The sequence below is a fragment of the Pseudomonas sp. SDO5522_S412 genome (assembly GCF_054071215.1).
In genome coordinates this window covers 12,263-33,357 of sequence record NZ_JBSVWQ010000057.1, presented here as the reverse complement: position 1 = coordinate 33,357, position 21,095 = coordinate 12,263, and the positions used below count along the sequence as shown (strand labels likewise).

General features: G+C 61.7%; 14 protein-coding genes. 9 read left to right on the top strand and 5 right to left on the bottom strand.

The features are described 5' to 3' along the window. Positions 1–67: 67 nt before the first annotated feature. The 4 genes from msrA to aceE all read right to left on the bottom strand — a co-directional run bounded on the left by msrA (position 68) and on the right by aceE (position 8,099). Entirely contained in the window at positions 68–715 is a 648-nt protein-coding gene (msrA, locus tag ACW9I6_RS14690) for a peptide-methionine (S)-S-oxide reductase MsrA (protein ID WP_003209436.1), read from the bottom strand. 74 nt (positions 716–789) lie between these two features. Further along, entirely contained in the window at positions 790–3,480 is a 2,691-nt protein-coding gene (locus ACW9I6_RS14685) for a putative bifunctional diguanylate cyclase/phosphodiesterase (protein ID WP_003209437.1), read from the bottom strand. 315 nt (positions 3,481–3,795) lie between these two features. Then, positions 3,796–5,442: a dihydrolipoyllysine-residue acetyltransferase gene (gene aceF / locus ACW9I6_RS14680; RefSeq protein WP_457339480.1), complete on the bottom strand. Its 1,647-nt coding sequence runs from the start codon at positions 5,440–5,442 to the stop codon at positions 3,796–3,798. Between the two features lie 11 nt (positions 5,443–5,453). Further along, positions 5,454–8,099 carry a pyruvate dehydrogenase (acetyl-transferring), homodimeric type gene (gene aceE / locus ACW9I6_RS14675; RefSeq protein ID WP_003209439.1) on the bottom strand — a complete coding sequence of 882 codons (2,646 nt, stop codon included), beginning with the start codon at positions 8,097–8,099 and terminating at the stop codon, positions 5,454–5,456. Positions 8,100–8,482: 383 nt separating this feature from the next. Here aceE and glnE point away from each other — a divergent pair, with 383 nt between their 5' ends. Genes glnE through ACW9I6_RS14635 form a run of 8 tightly spaced genes read left to right on the top strand, consistent with a single transcriptional unit; the run spans position 8,483 to position 18,424 of the window. Continuing rightward, positions 8,483–11,422 carry a bifunctional [glutamate--ammonia ligase]-adenylyl-L-tyrosine phosphorylase/[glutamate--ammonia-ligase] adenylyltransferase gene (gene glnE / locus ACW9I6_RS14670; protein WP_032899861.1) on the top strand — a complete coding sequence of 980 codons (2,940 nt, stop codon included), beginning with the start codon at positions 8,483–8,485 and terminating at the stop codon, positions 11,420–11,422. A 55-nt stretch (positions 11,423–11,477) separates the two neighbouring features. Then, the gene (gene waaF, locus ACW9I6_RS14665) at positions 11,478–12,512 is read left to right on the top strand and encodes a lipopolysaccharide heptosyltransferase II (RefSeq protein WP_457339479.1); all 1,035 of its coding nucleotides are present in this window, start codon (positions 11,478–11,480) and stop codon (positions 12,510–12,512) included. Between the two features lies 1 nt (position 12,513). Beyond that, complete coding sequence (gene waaC, locus ACW9I6_RS14660; RefSeq protein ID WP_008439160.1) at positions 12,514–13,572, top strand: lipopolysaccharide heptosyltransferase I; 1,059 nt, start codon at positions 12,514–12,516, stop codon at positions 13,570–13,572. Continuing rightward, a complete protein-coding gene (locus ACW9I6_RS14655; RefSeq protein ID WP_003209448.1) occupies positions 13,572–14,696 on the top strand; it encodes a glycosyltransferase family 4 protein in 1,125 nt (374 codons plus the stop codon). Before waaC ends, ACW9I6_RS14655 begins: the two co-directional genes overlap by 1 nt. After that, positions 14,693–15,499 carry a lipopolysaccharide core heptose(I) kinase RfaP gene (gene rfaP, locus ACW9I6_RS14650; protein ID WP_134325629.1) on the top strand — a complete coding sequence of 269 codons (807 nt, stop codon included), beginning with the start codon at positions 14,693–14,695 and terminating at the stop codon, positions 15,497–15,499. The genes ACW9I6_RS14655 and rfaP overlap by 4 nt, the downstream gene beginning before the upstream one ends. Continuing rightward, positions 15,499–16,233 carry a lipopolysaccharide kinase InaA family protein gene (locus ACW9I6_RS14645; protein ID WP_003209451.1) on the top strand — a complete coding sequence of 245 codons (735 nt, stop codon included), beginning with the start codon at positions 15,499–15,501 and terminating at the stop codon, positions 16,231–16,233. The genes rfaP and ACW9I6_RS14645 overlap by 1 nt, the downstream gene beginning before the upstream one ends. Beyond that, positions 16,230–16,982, top strand: coding sequence for a lipopolysaccharide kinase InaA family protein (locus ACW9I6_RS14640; protein WP_008439156.1), 753 nt, complete (start codon positions 16,230–16,232; stop codon positions 16,980–16,982). The genes ACW9I6_RS14645 and ACW9I6_RS14640 overlap by 4 nt, the downstream gene beginning before the upstream one ends. Continuing rightward, positions 16,982–18,424, top strand: coding sequence for a lipopolysaccharide kinase InaA family protein (locus ACW9I6_RS14635; protein ID WP_177008306.1), 1,443 nt, complete (start codon positions 16,982–16,984; stop codon positions 18,422–18,424). The genes ACW9I6_RS14640 and ACW9I6_RS14635 overlap by 1 nt, the downstream gene beginning before the upstream one ends. 66 nt (positions 18,425–18,490) lie before the next feature. Here ACW9I6_RS14635 and ACW9I6_RS14630 read toward each other — a convergent pair whose 3' ends face one another. After that, on the bottom strand, positions 18,491–20,581 hold the full coding sequence (locus ACW9I6_RS14630; protein ID WP_457339478.1) for a TonB-dependent receptor family protein: 2,091 nt from the start codon (positions 20,579–20,581) through the stop codon (positions 18,491–18,493). Between the two features lie 157 nt (positions 20,582–20,738). Between ACW9I6_RS14630 and ACW9I6_RS14625 the strand changes: the two genes are divergently transcribed. Then, the gene (locus ACW9I6_RS14625; RefSeq protein ID WP_010169294.1) at positions 20,739–21,071 is read left to right on the top strand and encodes a YceK/YidQ family lipoprotein; all 333 of its coding nucleotides are present in this window, start codon (positions 20,739–20,741) and stop codon (positions 21,069–21,071) included. Positions 21,072–21,095: the final 24 nt, after the last annotated feature.

The window sequence follows — 21,095 nt, the reverse complement described above, 5'->3', positions numbered from 1 at the left end:
CACATTCAGTGACTGACACTCCGCTTTCGCGAGCAAGCCCGCTCCCACATTTTTATCGGTGTCGCTCTTAGATCGGGCAGGTCACGCCGGTGCCGCCGATTCCGCAGTAACCCTGCGGATTCTTCGCCAGGTACTGCTGGTGGTACGCCTCGGCGAAATACACCGTCGGCGCTTCTTCGATTTCGGTGGTGATGGTGCCCAGGCCCGCCTTGGTCAATTCCGCCTGATAAGCCTCTGCGCTGGCCTTCGCCGCCTCCAGGTGCTCCGGCTTGACCGCGTAGATCACCGAACGATACTGGCTGCCGATGTCATTGCCCTGGCGCATGCCCTGGGTCGGGTTGTGCAGTTCCCAGAACATTTTCAGCAGCTCTTCGTAGCTGATCTTGTCCTGGTCAAACACCACCAACACCACTTCGCTGTGGCCGGTCAGGCCTGAGCAGACTTCTTCATACGTCGGGTTCGGCGTGTAGCCGCCGGCATAACCCACTACCGTGCTGACCACACCGTCACGCTGCCAGAAACGACGCTCTGCACCCCAGAAGCAACCCAGGCCGAAGATCGCAAACTCTACGTTGTCGACAAAGGGGCCCAGCAGGGGGTTGCCGTTGACGAAGTGCGTCTCGGGCAGCGACATCGGGGTTTCACGGCCAGGCAAAGCTTGTTCTTGAGTGGGAAGCACGTTTTTATTCACCAGGATTTCCGAGCGCAAGACCATGATCAGTCCTCTCAGTCAGATTGAGTTACAAGTAAGAGTTCAGACTGCCAGTGTGCCCGAGTGTTACCGCGCTGTCAGGCGATTGGCCCGCGAGGGTAGCGTTTAAGCATCGTCATCAGCTCGGCCCCCGGGATTGGCCGGTCGAACAGGTAGCCCTGGCCGACGTCGCAACGGTGGCGGCGCAGGAACGCCAGCTGCTCGGCGGTCTCGATGCCCTCGGCCACCACCTTGAGCTTGAGGTTGTGGGCCATGGCGATCACCGCCGAGGTGATTTCCATGTCGTCCTGGTTGTCCGGGATTTCATGGATGAAGCTGCGATCAATCTTGATGATGTCGATCGGGAATTTTTTCAGGTAGCTCAGCGACGAGTAACCGGTACCGAAGTCATCCATCGCCAGGGTCAAGCCGAAACTCTTCAGTTGGTCCAGTTGCAGGCGCGTGTCTTCGGTGGCTTCCAGCAGCAGGCCTTCGGTCAACTCCAGTTCCAGCAGGTTGGCCGGCAACTGTTCTTCCTTGAGGATCGTGGCAATCGAGGCCACCAGGTCCGGGTCGGAAAACTGCTTGGGCGACAGGTTGATCGCCACTTGCAGGTTGCCCATGCCGGCGGCTGTCAGCTGTCGGCTCATGCGGCAGGCCTGGCGGGCGATCCATTTGCCGATGGGGATGATCAGCCCGGTCTCTTCAGCCACGCTGATGAATTGATCGGGGCGGATCATGCCCTTTTCCGGATGGTTCCAGCGTAACAACGCTTCCATCCCCAGCAGACGACCGCTGCGCAGGCACAGCTTGGGCTGGTAGAACACGTCCAGTTCGTTCTGGGTCAGGGCGCGGCGCAGGTTGTTTTCCACGAACAGCTTGTAGCTGGCTTCGGCATTCAGCGCTTCGGTAAATACCTGCACCTGGTGTTTGCCGTTGGCCTTGGCCTTGTGCAGCGCCAGGCCGGCGTTGCGCATCAGGGTCTGCGGATCGCGGCCATGCAGCGGCGCGCAGGCGAGGCCCACGGAGCCGGTGACGCTGATCAGCTGGTTGTCGACGAACATCGGCTTGTCGAGGGTCGCCAGCAACTGGCTGGCGACCTGCTGGCCGGTTTCAAGGTCGGTATCGTCCAGCAGCACGGCAAATTCGTTACTGGCAAACCGCGCCAGGCTGCCACTGGCGGTCAGGCTGTTGCGCAGGCGCCGGGCCAGGCTGATCAGCAGCTTGTCGCCGGTCTGGTGGCCGAGGCTGTCGTTGATCCGCTTGAAGTTGTCGATGTCCACCAGCAGCAGGCTGATGGGGCTGTCGCTGTCCCGGGCAAAGCGTTCGTCCAGGTTGCGGATGAACGCCGGGCGGTTGCCCAGGTTGGTCAGGTTGTCGGTGTAGGCCAGCCGCTCGATGCGCTGCTGGGCCAGCTTGGTCTGGGTGATGTCTTCGTAGATGCCGATGTAATGGGTCAACTCACGGTTATCGCCATAAACCTTGGAGATCGACAACTGGCCCCAGTAGGGTTCGAGGTTTTTGCGCCGGCTCTTGAACTCGCCTTGCCAACTGTTGCTCTTGGCCAGGCTTGAAGGCGCGTCGAACAGCAGCTCGCTTAGGTTCTCCAGCGCCGGCAGTTCCGACAGCTGGTGGCCGTGGACTTCTTCGGTGCTGTACTGGGTGATCGCGGTAAAGCTGGGGTTGACGTATTCCACCACGCCGTCGCAATTGACCAGCAGGAACGCATTGGCGCTTTGCTCCACGGCTCGCTGGAACAAGTGCAGGGCACTGGTGGCGGTGCGGCGGTTGTGGTTGTTGATCACCTGGGCGAACTGGTCGGCCAGCTCGCCGGCAAAGGCGATCTCGTCGGACTGCCAGACGCGGGTGCTGCCACTTTGCTCCAGGCACAACACGCCGACCACATTGCCATCGACGCGGATGCTGGCGTCGAGCATGGCGTGGATGTCCCGCGGGCGCAGGCTCTCGGCCATTTCACGCGTGCGTGGGTCGCGCATGGCGTTGGTGGCGTCGATCGCACGGCTGGTTTGCAGGGCTTCCAGGTAATCCGGGAAGCCACTGGCATCGATAGACTCTGGCAGGTGGTGCTGCTGATCGGCGCGGTGATAAGCGGAAATCGGCACCAGATGCTGGTTTTCGAGGTTCCAGATGCTCGCGCAGTCGATCTGGTAGATATCGCAGGCACTGCGGGTAATCAGCTCGGCGGCTTCCTGCAGCGAGTTGTTGGTGCTGTAGCGCTGGCGGGCCAGCAGCAGGATCAATTCCTGCTGGGCGCGTACCCGCTCAAGGTGTTGCAGTTGTTCCTGCTGGGCGCGCTGGTTGAGTTCCAGGGCAATCTGCAAGCGGCTGTTCTGGCTCTCCAGGTCTGCCGCAGGGGCCGGTGGGAGATCACTGAACAGGCCGTCGACCACCATCAGGTAGCCGCGCAGCAGGTGACGATTGTGTTGTTTGTAGGCTTCACCCAGTTCCAGCAGGCTCAACGGGCCGTCGTTGGTGTGCAGGGTGTAGCGCACCAGGTAATGCGGGCTGATGGTCAGCTGTTCCTGGATCGCATCATGCAGCTGATAGCGCGCCTGGGGCTCCATCAGGCTGGCGTAGGGCGAGCCGATCAGGGCGCACAGTTCCATCGCGGGCAGGCCGAACTGGCGTTCGCAATTGGGGTCGAGGTACAGCAGGGCCCAGCTAGCCTCATTAAGCCGCTCGAAACGCAGCATACCGAGGCGCGAAGGCACCGGTAATTGCGTCACTACCTCGGCCGCCGTACGGGCGACATCGGGTTGGCTTTTCATGGGGAAACTCGCTTGGAAAAATGCGCATCGCGCCGGGCTCACGCCCTCTTTACTGTTGCCTGCGGCAAGGTTGCATCATGCAGCACAGGCTGACAAGAGAGGATGAAGGCTAAGTGCTATAAGTGGGTTATCGGCCAGCGAGCGGTTTTCTGCAACCGGGGTGATGGGCGGTGTACAACCTCGATTTCCGTGTCCAGGTTTTCCCTGGAAAGCAGGCAAAAAAAGCCCCGCCAATTGGCGGGGTTGAGGTACGAGCGTGGCGCTCGGAAATCGTTGAAGCCAGGTCTTCTGCATGGGCAGAAGACCTGTTGTGGCTTAAAGCAGGATGGTGCGGATGTCGTTCAGCAACTGGCTCAGGCGCTGGGTGAAGCGTGCGGCAGCCGCGCCGTTGATCACACGGTGATCGTAGGACAGCGACAGTGGCAGCATCAGCTTCGGCTGGAACGCTTTACCGTCCCACACAGGCTGGATAGTGGCCTTGGAAACACCCAGGATCGCCACTTCCGGCGCGTTGACGATTGGCGTGAAGCCAGTGCCGCCAATGTGCCCGAGGCTGGAGATGGTGAAGCACGCGCCCTGCATGTCGTCCGGGGTGAGCTTCTTGTCGCGGGCCTTGGCAGCCAGTGCAGCAGCCTCAGCGGCAAGCTGCAGCAGGCTCTTCTGGTCGACGTTCTTGATGACCGGTACCAGCAGGCCATCCGGAGTGTCGACGGCAAAGCCGATGTGCACGTACTTCTTGCGAATGATCGCCTTGCCGCTTGGCGCCAGCGAACTGTTGAAGTCCGGCAGCTCCTTGAGCAAATGTGCGCAAGCCTTGAGCAGCAGGGGCAGCACGGTCAGCTTCACGCCGGCCTTCTCGGCCACGGCTTTCTGCGCAACGCGGAATGCTTCCAGGTCGGTGATGTCGGCCTGGTCGAACTGGGTCACGTGCGGGATGTTCAGCCAGCTGGCGTGCAGGCCGGCCGCGCCGATTTGCATCAGGCGGGTCATCGGCACTTCTTCGATTTCGCCGAAGCGGCTGAAGTCGACGGTGCGGATCGGCGGAATGCCCGAGCCACCGGTAGCAGCGCCGGCAGCCGGAGCTTCCTTGGCCTTCTGCATCATGGATTTGACGTAAACCTGCACGTCTTCCTTGAGCACGCGACCGTGAGGACCGCTGGCGGCTACCGCGCTCAACTCGACGCCGAATTCACGGGCCAGTTGGCGCACGGCAGGGCCGGCATGAACCTTGGCACCGCTTGGCGCAGGTGCAGCCGCCGGAGCCGGTGCGGCCTCGGCTTTTGCAGCAGGCGCAGGCGCGGCAGCAGCCGGTGCGGCTTCAGCCTTGGCGGCCGGAGCAGCGGCGGCCGGAGCGGCAGCAGCAGGAGCCGAAGCGCCCGCTACTTTCAGCTTGAGGATGAAGTCACCAGTGCCGACTTCGTCTTCCAGCTTCACGGCAATGCTTTCCACCACACCGGCAGCCGGCGAAGGGATTTCCATGGAGGCCTTGTCGGACTCCAGGGTGATCAGCGATTGATCAGCTTCGACGGTGTCGCCGACTTTAACCAGCAGCTCGATGATCTTGGCCTTGCCCGACGAACCGATGTCCGGAACATGAATGTCCTGGACTGTTTCGGCGGCAGGTGCAGCCGCCGGAGCCGCAGGGGCCTCGGCAGCAGCGGCAGGCTTCTCGGCGGCAGGAGCCGGGGCAGCAGCAGGAGCGGCCGCCGCAGGGGCCGCATCAGCGGCACCTTCGATTTCCAGCTCAAGCAGTTCGTCGCCTTCTTTCAGGCGGTCGCCCAGCTTCACTTTCAGGCTTTTGACCACGCCGGCCTTGGGAGCAGGGATTTCCATGCTCGCCTTGTCCGATTCCAGGGTCAGGATGCTCTGGTCGGCTTCGACGGTGTCGCCGACCTTCACAAACAGTTCAATTACTTCACCTTCACCGCTGCCGATGTCAGGTACGCGAATGAGTTCGCTCACAGAAAGTCTCCTCAGCAGTCCAGTGGGTTGCGTTTTTCCGGGTTGATCCCGAACTTGACGATAGCGTCTGCTACCACCTTGGGTTCGATTTCACCACGGTCAGCCAAGGCTTCCAGGGCTGCCAACACCACGAAGTGACGGTCGACTTCGAAGAAGTGACGCAGCTTTTTGCGGCTGTCACTACGGCCGAAACCGTCGGTGCCCAGGACTTTGAATTCCTTGGACGGTACCCACTGACGAATTTGTTCAGCAAACAGCTTCATGTAGTCGGTAGAGGCGATAACCGGACCCTTACGGCCAGCCAGGCACTCTTCGACGTAGGTGCGCGCAGGCTTCTGGCCCGGGTGCAGGCGGTTGCTGCGCTCTACGGCCAGGCCGTCGCGACGCAGTTCGTTGAAGCTGGTAACGCTCCATACGTCAGCACCGACGTTGAACTCTTCACGCAGGATTTTTGCAGCTTCACGCACTTCGCGCAGGATGGTGCCGGAGCCCATCAGTTGCACGTGGTGAGCGGCTTCCTTGGTGTCTTCTTCGAGCAGGTACATGCCCTTGATGATGCCTTCCTCGACACCGGCCGGCATGGCTGGCTGCTGGTAGGACTCGTTCATCACGGTGATGTAGTAGAAAACGTCCTGCTGCTCTTCGGTCATCTTCTTCATGCCGTCCTGGATGATCACCGCCAGCTCATAGCCGTAGGTTGGATCAAAGGTGCGGCAGTTCGGGATGGTGCCCGCCAGGATGTGGCTGTGACCGTCTTCGTGTTGCAGGCCTTCGCCGTTCAGCGTGGTCCGCCCGGCAGTACCGCCGATCAGGAAGCCACGGGTACGGCTGTCGCCTGCTGCCCAAGCCAGGTCGCCAATACGCTGGAAACCGAACATCGAGTAGAAGATGTAGAACGGCAGCATCGGCTGGTTGTGGCTGGAGTACGAAGTACCGGCAGCGATGAAGGAGCTCATGGCGCCCGCTTCGTTGATGCCTTCTTCGAGGATCTGGCCCTTCTTGTCTTCCTTGTAGAACATCACCTGGTCTTTATCGACTGGCTCGTAGAGCTGGCCGACGGAGGAGTAGATGCCCAACTGACGGAACATGCCTTCCATACCGAAGGTACGGGCTTCGTCCGGGATGATCGGCACGATACGCGAGCCGATTTCCTTGTCCTTGACCAACTGCGCGAGGATCCGCACGAAGGCCATGGTGGTGGAGATTTCACGGTCGCCCGAGCCGTCCAGGATCGCCTTGAGGGTATCCAGTGGCGGAGTCGGGATGTTGAAGCTCTTGGCGCGGCGCTGTGGCACGAAACCGCCCAGTGCAGTGCGACGCTCGCTGAGGTAGCGGGCTTCGGCGCTGTTTGGCTCCGGCTTGAAGAACGGCAGGTTCTCCAGCTCTTCGTCCTTGACCGGGATGTCGAAGCGGTCGCGGAACAACTTCAGGCTGTCGACATCGACTTTCTTGGTGTTGTGCGCAGTGTTCTTCGCTTCGCCGGCACCGGTGCCATAACCCTTGATGGTCTTGGCCAGGATGACGGTCGGTTGTTCTTTGTGGTTGACCGCTTCGTGGTACGCCGCGTAGACCTTGTACGGGTCGTGGCCGCCACGGTTGAGTTTCCAGATCTCGTCGTCGGACAGGTCTGCAACCATTGCCTTGAGTTCAGGCGTGTTGAAGAAGTGTTCACGTACGAACGCGCCGTCTTTGGCTTTGTAGTTCTGGTACTCGCCGTCGATGACTTCGTCCATGCGACGTTGCAGGATGCCGTCGACGTCCTTGGCCAGCAGTGGGTCCCAGAAACGGCCCCAGATGACTTTGGTCACGTTCCACTGAGCACCACGGAACACGCCTTCGAGTTCCTGGATGATCTTGCCGTTGCCGCGAACCGGGCCGTCGAGGCGCTGCAGGTTGCAGTTGATGACGAAGATCAGGTTGTCCAGCTTCTCGCGACCGGCCAGGGAGATGGCGCCCAGGGATTCCGGCTCGTCACACTCGCCGTCGCCCAGGAAGCACCAGACTTTCTGCTTGCCTTCAGGGATGAAGCCACGGGCTTCCAGGTACTTCATGAAGCGTGCCTGGTAGATCGCCTGGATCGGGCCCAGGCCCATGGATACCGTCGGGAACTGCCAGAAATCAGGCATCAGCCAAGGGTGCGGATAGGACGAGAGGCCCTGGCCGTCGACTTCCTGGCGGAAGTTGTTCATTTGTTCTTCGGTGATGCGGCCTTCCATGAACGCACGGGCGTAGACGCCTGGCGAGGTGTGGCCCTGGAAGTAGATCAGGTCGCCGCCATGTTCTTCGGTCGGGGCCTGGAAGAAGTAGTTGAAGCCGATGTCATACAGGGTTGCGCTGGAAGCGAAGCTGGAGATGTGACCGCCCAGGTCAGAATCTTTCAAGTTCGTGCGCATTACCATCGCCATGGCGTTCCAGCGTACCAGCGAGCGAATGCGGCGTTCCATGAACAGGTCGCCAGGCATGCGTGCTTCGTGGGTTACCGGGATGGTGTTGCGATACGGCGTGGTGATGGCGTAGGGCAGTTGCGAGCCGCTGCGGGTCGCGAGTTCGCCCATACGGGTCATCAGGTAGTGAGCACGGTCTTCGCCTTCTTTGTCGAGAACCGATTCCAGGGCGTCCAGCCATTCCTGGGTTTCGACGGGATCGAGGTCTTGCATGGCTTGCTCCAGGGCGGAAAGGCTACCAGAATCGGTTGCCTGAAGTTTGCGACTGGCCTTGTGGGCAGACGACATAAATTCTTGGATGGCCGAAGGTTGCTTCGGCGTCCTGTAGTTTTACTACAAATCCTCGGCCATTTCAGCCTTTCGAATGTATATACGAGTAGTAAAACTACACAAGACTGAGCGGATTGCTCGGTCTAGCTGGCGAGCATAATCGTTATTGTTGATCTTTTGCGAACAAGAAAGGGTAGAGATTTGATGTTGACTGCCAAAAAAGAAAAATTTTCAGCTATTTCTAACCTTTGTTCGACAGTCCTTCACCGAGCGTGGTTCTTGCGTTCACAGCTACAAGCCCTTTACGCGCCGATCAAGGATAGACCATGAGCCTTCCAATGCAGGCCGAACTCCCGGCCATCCTGCTTCCATTTGCCAAGCGGGCCGAGCAGTCATTTCGTGACGCCGTGGCCGGATTGGACGGCGATAATGGCCTTTCTGAGTGGACGCCGCAACGTTGGGCTGACTTCGCCCGTGTGTGCGCCGCCAGTGATTTTGTCATTGAACAGAGTGTTCGTGACCCTTTGATGTTGCTCGAGCTGGTGGCCTGGGGCGAACTGGACCGCAGCTTTGCCCCCGGCGAGCTGTGCGGACAGATTGCAACGGCCGTGCAACAAGCCGAGACAGAAGACGAACTGGGCCGGGTTCTGCGCCGACAGCGCACCCGCCAGCAGGTGCGGATCATCTGGCGCGACCTGACCCGACAGGCGGACCTGGTGCAAACCTGCCGCGACCTGTCGGACATGGCCGACGCCAGCATCGACCAGGCCTATCAGTGGTTGTACCAGCGCCACTGCGTATTGTTCGGCACACCCACGGGCCGTCGCAGCGGCGAACCGCAGCACATGGTCATCCTCGGCATGGGCAAGCTCGGCGCAGTGGAGCTGAACCTGTCGTCCGACATCGACCTGATCTTCGCCTACCCCGAAGGCGGCGACACGGTCGGCGTGAAGCGCTCGCTGGACAACCAGGAGTTCTTCATCCGTCTTGGTCAAAAACTGATCAAGGCCCTGGACCCGATGACCGTCGACGGCTTTGTGTTCCGGGTCGACATGCGCCTGCGACCTTACGGCTCAGCCGGGGCGCTGGTGCTCAGCTTCAACGCGCTGGAGCAGTACTACCAGGACCAGGGCCGCGACTGGGAACGCTACGCCATGATCAAGGCGCGGGTGGTGGCCGGTGACCAGGTGGCCGGTGCGCAACTGCTCGACATGCTGCGACCGTTTGTCTACCGGCGTTACCTGGACTTTTCCGCCATCGAAGCGCTGCGCACCATGAAGCAGTTGATCCAGCAGGAAGTGCGGCGCAAGGGCATGGCCGAGAACATCAAGCTGGGCTCGGGCGGCATCCGTGAAGTCGAATTTATCGCCCAGGCGTTCCAGCTGATCCACGGTGGCCGTGACCTGAGCCTGCAGCAGCGCCCACTGTTAAAAGTGCTGGGTACCCTGGAAGGCCAGGGTTACCTGCCGCCGGCGGTGGTCGCCGAGCTGCGCGATGGCTATGAATTCCTGCGCTACACCGAGCACGCGATCCAGGCGATCGCCGATCGCCAGACGCAGATGCTCCCGGATGGCACCGAAGACCAGGCGCGGATTGCCTTTATGCTGGGCTTTCCGGACTGGACCGCGTTTCATGAGCGCCTGATGTACTGGCGTGGCCGGGTGGACTGGCATTTCCGCCAGGTGATTGCCGATCCGGATGAAGAAGAGGGCGAAGAGAGCGAGTTGATGGTGGGCGGTGAGTGGTTGCCGTTGTGGGAAGAGTCCCAGGACGAGGAAGCCGCCTGCCGTCAGTTGCAGGAAGGCGGTTTTACCGACGCGCCCAAAGCCTTGAAAACCCTGGCCGGCCTGCGCAGCAGTCCGCAATTGCGTGCCATGCAGCGCCTGGGTCGCGAGCGTCTGGATGCATTTATCCCGCGCTTGCTGGCCCAGGCCGTCGAACATGCCAACCCGGACCTGGTACTGGAGCGCGTCCTGCCCTTGGTCGAAGCCGTCGCCCGGCGTTCCGCTTATCTGGTGTTGCTGACGGAAAACCCCGACGCCCTGCGTCGCCTTCTGACCCTGTGCGCCGCCAGCCCGTGGATTGCCGAGCAGATCACCCGCTTCCCACTGCTGCTGGACGAACTGCTCAACGAAGGCCGCCTGTTCAAGCCGCCGCTGGCGCCGGAACTGGCCGCCGAATTGCGCGAGCGCCTGACGCGCATCCCCGAAGATGACCTTGAGCAGCAGATGGAAGCCCTACGGCACTTCAAGCTGGCCCACCGCCTGCGGGTGGCCGCCTCGGAAATCGCCGGCAGCCTGCCGTTGATGAAAGTCAGCGACTACCTGACCTGGCTCGCCGAAGCCATCCTCGAACAAGTGCTGGCCCTGGCCTGGCGCCAGACGGTTGCCCGCTACGGCTCGCCGCAACGGGTGGACGGCACCTTGTGCGATCCTGGCTTCATCATTGTCGGTTATGGGAAAGTCGGCGGCATCGAATTGGGGCATGGTTCGGACCTGGACCTGGTGTTTATCCATGACGGTGACCCCCAGGCCGAAACCGACGGTGCCAAGCCGATCGATGGCGCGCAGTTCTTTACCCGGCTGGGGCAGCGGATCATTCACCTGCTGACCACCCAGACCAACTCGGGCCAGTTGTATGAAGTGGACATGCGCCTGCGGCCTTCGGGCGCATCCGGTTTGCTGGTGAGTTCCCTGGGCGCATTTGCGCGTTATCAGGAAAACGAAGCCTGGACCTGGGAGCACCAGGCGCTGGTGCGTGCGCGAGTGCTGGTAGGCAGTCAGGATGTGGGCCGTGCTTTCGAGCAGGTACGGGCGCAAGTGCTGGGCCGTGCGCAGGACCTGGACAAGCTGCGCCAGGAGGTCAGCGAGATGCGCGCCAAGATGCGCGACAACCTCGGCACCAAGTCCACGGCGGCGGGAACGGCGGCGAATGCCTTCGAACCCACGGCGTCGTTCGACCTCAAGCAGGACGCCGGAGGTATCGTCGATATTGAATTTATGGTGCAATACGCGGCTCTGGCGTGGTCTGCGCAACATCCATCGTTGCTGCGCTACACCGACAATATCCGCATTCTGGAAGGCCTGGAGCAGGTCGGGCTAATGCCCGCCGCCGATGCCCATTTGCTGCGCGAGGTGTATAAAGCCTACCGTTCCGCCGCTCACCGCCAGGCCCTGCAGAACGAGGCCGGTACGGTGGCCGGGGACCAGTTCGCTGACGAACGGCGCCAGGTGCAGCGAATCTGGCATGAACTGGGGTTAAGCTGAAACACTATATAAGGCGGGGAGGCATGAGCCTCCCCGTATCGTTTGTGGAAACTACATGAATATTCTGATCGTTGGGCCCAGTTGGGTCGGTGACATGGTGATGGCGCAGACACTGTTCCAGTGCCTCAAGCAACGTCATCCCGACTGCCAAATCGACGTGCTCGCCCCCGAGTGGAGCCGGCCGATCCTTGAGCGCATGCCCGAGGTGCGTCAGGCCTTGAGCTTCCCGCTCGGCCACGGCGCGCTGGAGCTGGCGACCCGTCGACGCATCGGCAAGTCCCTGGCTGGCCAGTACGATCAGGCGATCCTGTTGCCCAACTCGATGAAGTCGGCACTGGTGCCGTTCTTCGCCGGTATTCCCAAACGCACCGGCTGGCGTGGCGAGTTTCGCTATGGCCTGCTCAACGATGTGCGCAAGCTCGACAAGGCCCGTTACCCGCTGATGATCGAGCGCTTCATGGCCCTGGCCTACGCGCCGGGAGCCGAGTTGCCGACGCCTTATCCGCGCCCGAGCCTGCAAATCGACCCGGTCACCCGCGACGCCGCCCTGGCCAAGTTCGGCCTGGAGCTGGACCGTCCGGTGCTGGCGCTGTGCCCTGGCGCGGAGTTTGGCGAGTCCAAGCGCTGGCCTTCGGAGCATTACGCCAAGGTTGCGGAGATGAAGATTCGCGAGGGCTGGCAAGTCTGGTTGTTCGGCTCGAAAAACGATCATTCGGTGGGCGAGGATATTCGCCAGCGCTTGATCCCGGGGCTGCGCGAAGAGGCGGTCAACCTGAGCGGCGACACATCCCTGGCCGAGGCCATCGACCTGCTGTCCTGTGCAGACGCGGTGGTGTCCAACGACTCCGGCCTGATGCACGTGGCCGCGGCGCTGAACCGCCCGCTGGTGGCAGTGTATGGCTCGACGTCTCCCGGGTTTACCCCGCCGCTGGCCGACAAGGTCGAAGTGGTGCGCCTGGGCCTGGATTGCAGCCCGTGTTTTGATCGCACCTGCCGCTTCGGCCACTACAACTGCCTGCGCCAGTTGCTGCCGCAACCTGTCAGCGACGCGTTGCAGCGGTTGCAGGGCACTGTGGTCGAGGTTCGTTAAGTTGCGGGTTCTGGTAATCAAGACCTCATCCCTGGGCGATGTGATTCATGCCTTGCCGGCGTTGACCGACGCGGCGCGGGCGATCCCGGGCATCCGGTTTGACTGGGTGGTGGAAGAAGGCTTCGCCGAGATTCCCACCTGGCACCCGGCGGTGGACAAGGTGATCCCGGTGGCGATCCGCCGCTGGCGCAAGAACCTCTGGCAGACCTTCAAGAGTGGCGAATGGCGGCGCTTCAAGAAGAGCGTGCAGTCGACCAAATACGACCTAGTGATCGACGCCCAGGGCCTGCTGAAAAGTGCCTGGCTGACCCGCTACGTACGTGCCCCGGTGGTCGGTTTCGACAAACAGTCGGCTCGCGAGCCATTGGCGGCGCACTTCTATTCCCGACGCCTGGCCGTGGCCCGTGGGCAGCACGCGGTGGAGCGCTTGCGCCAGCTGTTTGCCGTCGCCCTCGGTTATGACCTGCCAAAAGGCCTGGGCGACTACGGCCTCAGTGTCGACAAGCTGCTGGGCCTGCCGCCGAAAAAACCGTTTGTACTGCTGCTGCACGGCACCACCTGGGACACCAAGCACTGGCCGGAAGCCTACTGGCGCGACCTGGCCGAACGCATGGACCGCTTTGGCGTGGACGTGAAGCTGCCGTGGGGCAATGCCGCCGAAAAAGCCCGGGCTGAACGCCTGGCCCAGGGCCTGAAAAACGCCGAAGTGCTGCCCAGGCTGAACCTCGCGGGCGTGGCCCGGGTGCTGGCGGGTGCGAAGGCGTGTGTCGCGGTCGACACCGGCCTTGGCCACTTGGCCGCAGCGCTGGATGTGCCAACGATTTCCCTGTTCGGCCCTACCAATCCTGGCCTGACCGGGGCTTATGGCAAGGCGCAGATTCACCTGGCCAGCGACTTCCCGTGTGCGCCTTGCCTGCAAAAGAAATGCACTTATCAACCGACTGCCGAAGACCAGCGTCGGTTCGATCTCAAGCGCGAGTGGCCCCTGTGCTTCACTCGCCTGAACCCTGAGCGTGTCGCAACTCGTTTAAGCACGTTGTTACTGGCTGAGGAACACTGATGCAACTGGCTTTTGTCCTCTACAAATACTTCCCCTTTGGTGGCCTGCAGCGCGACTTCATGCGCATTGCCCTGGAGTGCCAGCAGCGCGGGCATCAGATTCGCGTCTATACGCTGATCTGGGAGGGTGACGTGCCGCCGGGCTTTGAAGTACTGGTGGCGCCGGTCAAGGCGCTGGTCAACCATCGGCGCAATGAAAAGCTCTACGCCTGGATCCAGGCCGACCTGGCCAAGCGCCCGGTCGACCGCGTGGTGGGCTTCAACAAGATGCCGGGGCTGGACCTGTACTTCGCCGCCGACGGCGTGTTCGAAGACAAGGCGCAGAACCTGCGCAACCCGATGTATCGCTGGTTCGGCCGGTACAAGCACTTTGCCGAATACGAGCGTGCAGTGTTCGACAAAGACGCCAAGACGCAGATCATGGTGCTGTCCGAACACCAGCAGCAGCTGTTCACCCAGTATTACGGGACCCAGGCCGAGCGTTTTCATTTGTTGCCCCCGGGCATTGCCCGCGACCGCCGCGCGCCGCCCAATGCTGCCGAGATCCGCGCCGAGTTTCGTCGCGAATTCGGCCTGGCCGACGATGATTTGCTGCTGGTGCAGATTGGCTCGGGCTTCAAGACCAAGGGCGTCGATCGCAGCCTCAAGGCCGTGGCCGCGCTGCCGTCGAGCCTGAAGAAACGCACCCGGCTATTTGTAATCGGCCAGGACGACCCCAAAGTATTCCAATTGCAGAGTGCTGCGCTGGGCCTGGGCGACCAGGTGCAGTTCTTCAAGGGCCGCAGCGATATCCCGCGCTTTCTGCTGGGCGCTGACCTGTTGATCCACCCCGCGTACAACGAGGCGGCCGGCATGGTGCTGATCGAAGCGGTGGTCGCCGGCCTCCCGGTGCTGGTGAGCAAGGTCTGCGGCTACGCGTTTTATATCGACAAGGCCCAGAGTGGGCGGGTGTTGGACGAACCGTTCGAGCAGGCCCAGCTCAACCAGTACCTGGTGGATATGCTCGACGATCCACAAGCGCGCGCGGCGTGGAGCCGCAATGGTCTGGCCTTCGCAGAGACGGCCGACCTCTATAGCATGCCGCAGTACGCTGCGGACCTGATTCTGGCGGAGCCAAACCGATGAAGTTGATTCTTGCCGAACCGTTCAAGACCCTGTGGGCCGGACGCGATGCGTTCGCCGAAGTCGAGAAGCTGGACGGCCAGGTGTTTCGTGAGCTGGCCGCGCGCCGTACCCTGCGTACGGAAGTGGAAGGCCGCCATTATTTTGTAAAGATCCACCGGGGAATTGGCTGGGGTGAAATCCTCAAGAACCTGATCACGGCCAAGTTGCCTGTCTTGGGCGCGGGCCAGGAGTGGGACGCGATCCAGCGTCTGCAGGAACTCGGCGTGCCCACCATGACCGGCGTGGCCTTTGGTGAAAAGGGCAGCAACCCGGCCGACCAGCACTCGTTCATCGTCACTGAAGAGCTGGCGCCTATCGTCAGCCTTGAAGACCTGACCATGGACTGGGTCAAGCAGCCGCCCGTGCCGGCGATTCGGCATGCCTTGACCGTTGAGCTTGCGCGCACCCTGGGCACGATGCACCGGGGGGGCGTGAACCATCGTGATTGCTACCTGTGCCACTTCCTGTTGCACACCGACCAACCGGTTACCGTGCACAACATCAAGCTCTCGGTGATCGACCTGCACCGTGCCCAGGTGCGTTCGAAGATTCCCCGGCGCTGGCGTGACAAGGACCTGGCGGGGCTTTACTACTCCGCCCTGGAGATCGGTTTGACCCGGCGCGACAAACTGCGGTTTCTCAAGGCGTACTTCCAGCAACCTTTGCGCCAGATCCTGGGCGAGCAAAGCGCGCTGCTGTCGGCGTTGGAACGCATGGCCGCCAAGCTTTACGCACGCAAGCAACGATACGGGGATGCGCTCTGATGGCGGGTTGGAACCTGGAACCCGCTTACGCCGCCCTGGCGGATGACTTTGGTAGCCTGGAAGCCGTGTTCGCCCTGCAAGGCGAGCGGCTGACCCGCGATCCGTTGTCCGAAGTGATTCGCGTGGAGCGCGGCGGGGTCAACTATTACGTCAAGCGCTACGTCGGTGCAGGCAAGGGGTTGCGCCGCTATCTGGGCAAGCCACGAGTCAAGTCCGAATGGCAGAACCTCAAGCGCTTCGCCAAGTGGGGCATACCCACCGCCGATGTGATCGCCTGGGGCCTGGAGCGTAAAGGCCTGGCGTATCACCGCGGGGCGATGATCACGCGCGAGCTGCCGAAGACCGAAGACTTGTCGGCATTGGCCGAGCGCAATGACCCGCAACTGTCGGATCCGGTGTGGGTCAACAAGATCAGTCGCCAGCTCGCTGAATACACGCGGACCATGCACGACCACCGGTTTACCCACAACGATTTGAAGTGGCGCAACTTGTTGGTGGACGACCAGCAAACCCTGTACCTGATTGATTGCCCCAATGGCGATTTCTGGCGCGGGTTCTGGCTCAAGTACCGCATTACCAAGGACCTGGCCTGCCTGGACAAAGTCGCCAAGTATCACTTGTCGGCTACCCAGCGCCTGCGCTTCTACATGCAATACCGTCAGCGCAAACACTTGAGTGCGGCGGACAAACAGCGAATTCGCCACGTGGTGAAGTTTTTCGAGGGGCGAGAATGAGTGATTTCCTGGCGGCCGAAGATCGAGCATTGCTTGAGCGCAACGGCCTCGGCACTTTCGACGCGCTGTGGGCCAAGCAACTGGATGCGGTGGACGAGCCCAATACCAGCCGCGGCGGCTGGAGCAGCGTGTTTCGCCTCGAACTCGAAGGCCAGGGCTACTACCTCAAGCGCCAGAGCAACTACCTGACGCGCACCTTGCACCGCCCGTTTGGCGAGCCGAGTTTTGCCCGCGAGTTTCGTAACATCAGCCGCTATCGGCAGTTGGGTATTCCGGCATTGCAGGCGGCGTTTTTCGGTGAGCGCAAAGTGGCCGGAGAGCATCGGGCGATGTTGCTGACCCGGGCGCTGGATGGTTGGAATGACCTGGATTCATTGCTGGAGCAATGGTCTGAGTTGAGCGACGTGCAGCAGCGGGCAATCCTGCTGGCCTGCGGTCAGCTTGCTCGTCAGTTGCACAGCGTGGGCCAGGTGCATGGCTGTTTTTATCCCAAGCATATTTTCCTGCAGGCCACCGGCGACGGGTACGCGGCGCAGTTAATCGACCTGGAGAAAACCCGCCCGCTGCTGTTCGGCTGGCGTGACCGGGTCAAGGACCTGGAACCGCTGTTGCGCCGTGCGCCGCAATGGTCGGACGATCAGGTTCGCCAGCTGTTGGCGGCCTACCTGGACCAGCCGCAGGACAGCGCATTGGTTGCCACCTGGCACCAGCGCCTGGCGGCCCGGCGCAGTCACAAGGAGAACCGCTGATGCGTTTGTCCGAACTGAAAAATGCCGGCCGCACGCCAAGCCTGCCCCTGAGCATCGAACTGGCAGACGCTGCCGGGCCTGGGCAGTTGCAACTGCTGAGCCTGCTGCGGGTATTGCCGGGCCAGCGTTATGTCGGCGCAGCTGTGTGGCGCGGGCGCCCGGTGCTGGCCAAATTGTTGGTGGGCAGCAAGGCGGCGCGGCATTTTCAGCGTGAACTCAAGGGCGTGCGGCTGTTGGCCGAGCAAGGCCTGACCACGCCGCTGTTGCTGGCCGATGGTCTGCAAGAGGGTGAGGGCGGTTGGCTGCTGTTCGAGTTTCTTGAAGGCGCCGACAGCCTGGCTGATGCGTGGCAGGCTGTTGAGCACCTGCCGCCGCTGGCTGACCAGCAGCAAGCGGTGCTCGCCGAAGCGCTGGGTGCGATTGCGCAGATGCACGCCAAGGGCCTGTGGCAGGAAGACCTGCACCTGGACAACCTGCTGCGTCAGGACGGCAAACTGTATTTGATCGACGGCGCCGGGATCTGTGTCGAAGAGGCGGGCAAACCGCTGTCGCGTAACCGGGTGCTGGAAAACCTTGGGGTGTTTTTCGCGCAGTTGCCGAAAAACCTCGAGCCGTTTACCGAAGAGTTGCTGGTGTATTACCTGCTGAGCAATGGCGAACACGCGTTGCCGCTCGAAGCGTTGCAGAAGCAGGTACGCAAGGTCAGCGTCTGGCGCTTGAAGGACTTCCTGAGCAAGGTTGGCCGGGAGTGCACGCTGTTCAGCGTCGTGCGCGGGCCGTTCGCCCTGCGCGCGACTCGTCGTGAGGAAGAAGCGGCGATGCTGCCGGTGCTGGCGCAGGCCGATGCGCTGCTCGACCAGGGCCACCTGTATAAAACCGGCGGGGCGGCCAGTGTCGCCAAGGTCGAGGTGGCTGGTCGACCACTCGTGATCAAGCGCTACAACATCAAGGGTTTTGCCCATTGGCTCAAGCGCTTCTGGCGCCCGAGCCGGGCCTGGCATTCGTGGCGCGAAGGCAATCGCCTGGCGTTCCTCGGCATCGCCACGCCCAAGCCGCTGGCGTTGCTGGAAAAGCGCTTCCTGTGGCTGCGCAGCCGCGCGTATCTGGTGACCGAGTACCTGCCGGGGCCGGACATTATCGAGCGGTTCGCGCCGTATGTTGAGAGTGGCGAGGCACCCGAGGCCGAATTGCAGGCCCTGGATAATTTGTTCGCAGAGTTGATCCGCGAGCGCATCAGCCATGGGGATTTCAAGGGGCATAACCTGTTCTGGCACACGGATCGCTGGGCGCTGATCGACCTGGATTCGATGTGTCAGCACACGTCCTTGAGCAGCTTCGCTCCGGCATATGCCAGGGATCGGGCAAGGTTTATGCGTAACTGGCCTGAGAGCAGTGCGTTGTATCGGGTGATTGATCAGCGGTTGCCAAAGGCAGTGGGCTAGGGGTTTAGGGCCGCTGCGCGGCCCAACGGGAGCAAGCTCCCTCGCCACAAGTTCGATGGTCAGTTTCTAAAATGTGTACTCGGCGCCGGCGCCTGCATACCACGAGCGTCCCGGCGCTGCTTCGTAATAGCGGCCGTTGCCGTCTCCGACAATCACCGACCCCACATATTGGCGATCCAGCAAGTTATCCAGGCGCAGGGTCTGGTGGAACGTCCAGTGCTCCACCTTCTGCTCAAAGCGTGCACGCCAGTTGAACACGCTGTAGCCCGGTGCCGCGTGTTGCTGGTTGGTGTCTTCGACGTAGACCTTGCTGCGGTATATGCCTTCCACGGCGGTGCTGACCCAGTCCCGGGGTTTCCAGTTGAGCTCTGCGAATAGTGTGGTTTGTGGCACACCGGGGAGGTAGTTGCCTTTGTCCACCGGTTTGCCGCCGCCGATGAAGTCGCTGTCGTAGGTGGCTTGCAGGCGGGTGTAGGCGATGTTGGTGCTCCACTGCTCGCTGAGCTGGCTTTCGATGCCCAGTTCGAAGCCGCGGCGCAGGGTGCGGCCGGCGTTCTGGTAGCTGGTGCGGCCGCCGATCGATTGGTCCACCACCAGCTCGTCCTCGGTGGTGATCTGGAAGACAGCGGCGTTGACCCGGGTGTCGTTCAGTTGTGCCTTCAAGCCCACTTCATACTGCGTGCTTTCCGACGGCTTCAGGCCGAAGTTGAACCCTTCGATGTTGCCCGGCGCGTACGCCAGTTCCGCCTGGGTTGGCGTCTCGAACCCCTTGCCGGCACTGACGTAGCCGTGCAGGTCGGGCGTGAAGGCGTACATCACGCTCACGGACGGTGTGTTCTTCTGATAGGTCTTGTTGCCGCTGGAGTCGCCGTTGCTCAGGAACTGGTCGTCGACATCCAGTGCCATGGTGCTGTGGCGTACCCCGGCTTGCAGGGTCCAGCGATTGATGGCCCAGTTGGCCTGGATGTAGGGGTCGAGGCTGCGGGCGGTGTCGATTTCATCCCGGCGCAACTGGCCTTTTACGCCAAGGGTGTTGCCGCTGTAATTCTGGTAGCCGTGGCGGCTGTCTTCGCTCTGGTCGAAATCCAGGCCGGTGATGATCATCAGCTCGCCCGGCACGCTGTCGACCGGTTGCATCCAGCGCACGGAGCTGCCGTAGAACTTGCGGTCGAACTGCACCACGCCGCCGCCGCGTTCGTTGGCGGGCGTTCCCTTGGGAATCGACAGGTACTGAATCACGCTCCGCCGCCCGGTATAGGCATTCACCTGCAGTGTGGCATCACCGAAATACCGCTCGTAATTCATCCCCAGTTGCTGGTGGTCGATGCTTTTGCGGGTGTTGTACAGCTCGGCGGCGCTGCTGACCGAGCGCGGGTCGGCCTTGTACGCATCCCACGCCTGCCCCAGCGGATCCTGCGTGCCGTTCTGTTCCAGGCTGCTGTAGATCAGCGCCAGTTTGCTGTCTTCATCGGGCTCGAAATTGAGCTTGGCAAAGGTCTGGTCGCGGCGGGCGCTGCTGTGGTCGCGATAACCGTCGGTGTCCATGCGCGAGGCGTCCAGCACGAAGCCTGCGCCGTCTGCCGCGCCTTCGGCGGTGAGGTGGTTCTTGCTCAGGCCGTCACTGCCCACCAGCGTCTCGGCACCGATGCGCGGCGGGCCTTCGCCGTTGCGGGAGAACATCTGGATCACGCCGCCGGCATTGCTGCCATACAGCGTGGCGGCCGGGCCGCGCAGGACTTCGATGCGCTCGGCGGTGTCGAGGTTGAACGTCGTCGCCTGGCCCTGACCGTCCGGGGTGCTGGCGGGTATGCCGTCGGCGATCAGCTTGATACCGCGCACACCAAATGCCGAGCGAGCACCGAAGCCACGGGAGGAAATCTGCAAGTCCTGGGCGTAGTTCTGGCGATTTTGAACCACCAGGCCGGGCACGCGGGACAGTGCCTCTGAAGCATTGATGCCCAGTTGGCCATCGCTGATTTGCTCACGGCTGATGCTGTCCACCGAATACGGCAGGTCAAACGATGGGCTGGCACTGCGCGAACCGGTGACCACGCTGGGGTCCAGGACCAGTGGCGCTTCATCGGCCTGGGCGCTGCTGTACAGGCCAAGCAGTCCGGGAAGCAGCATCGCAAATCGAGTGGGTACAACAACTTTCATGAGTAAACCAGCATCCATGGCGCACAAAAGTGCGCGAGTTTAACGATTCAGCCAGCTTTTGCCATTTCGGAATCTTCTTACATGGCGCGGCGGTGCGTGGGGTCTGGGTCACCAACAGGGCCGATGTTAGCGTTGCTGGCCATTCAGAGGGCTTGCCATGACGCTAAAAATGACTGCTGCGCTAAGCATTGGAATCCTTGTGTTGAGCGGCTGCGGAACGGCCAATACGCTGTTGCGCGAAGACGCGGCGGCGGCACGTGAACTCAGGAAGCAAAAAACCTACTGCCAGTCGATTCCCCGTGTCTACAGCGGGGTTGCCTTTGATTTCTGCCTGCTGCACGCCGCGCCGGACCTCACTGGCGTGCTGATGCCATTCGTTCTATTGGATATAACGGTCTCGGGCATTGTTGATACAGTGGTCCTGCCCTATACGGTCTACAAGCAAGGTACCGATGGCAACATCAGTATCTATTGGCGCCCGGGTTCATAAACGGATCCGGCAAGGTTGTATGGG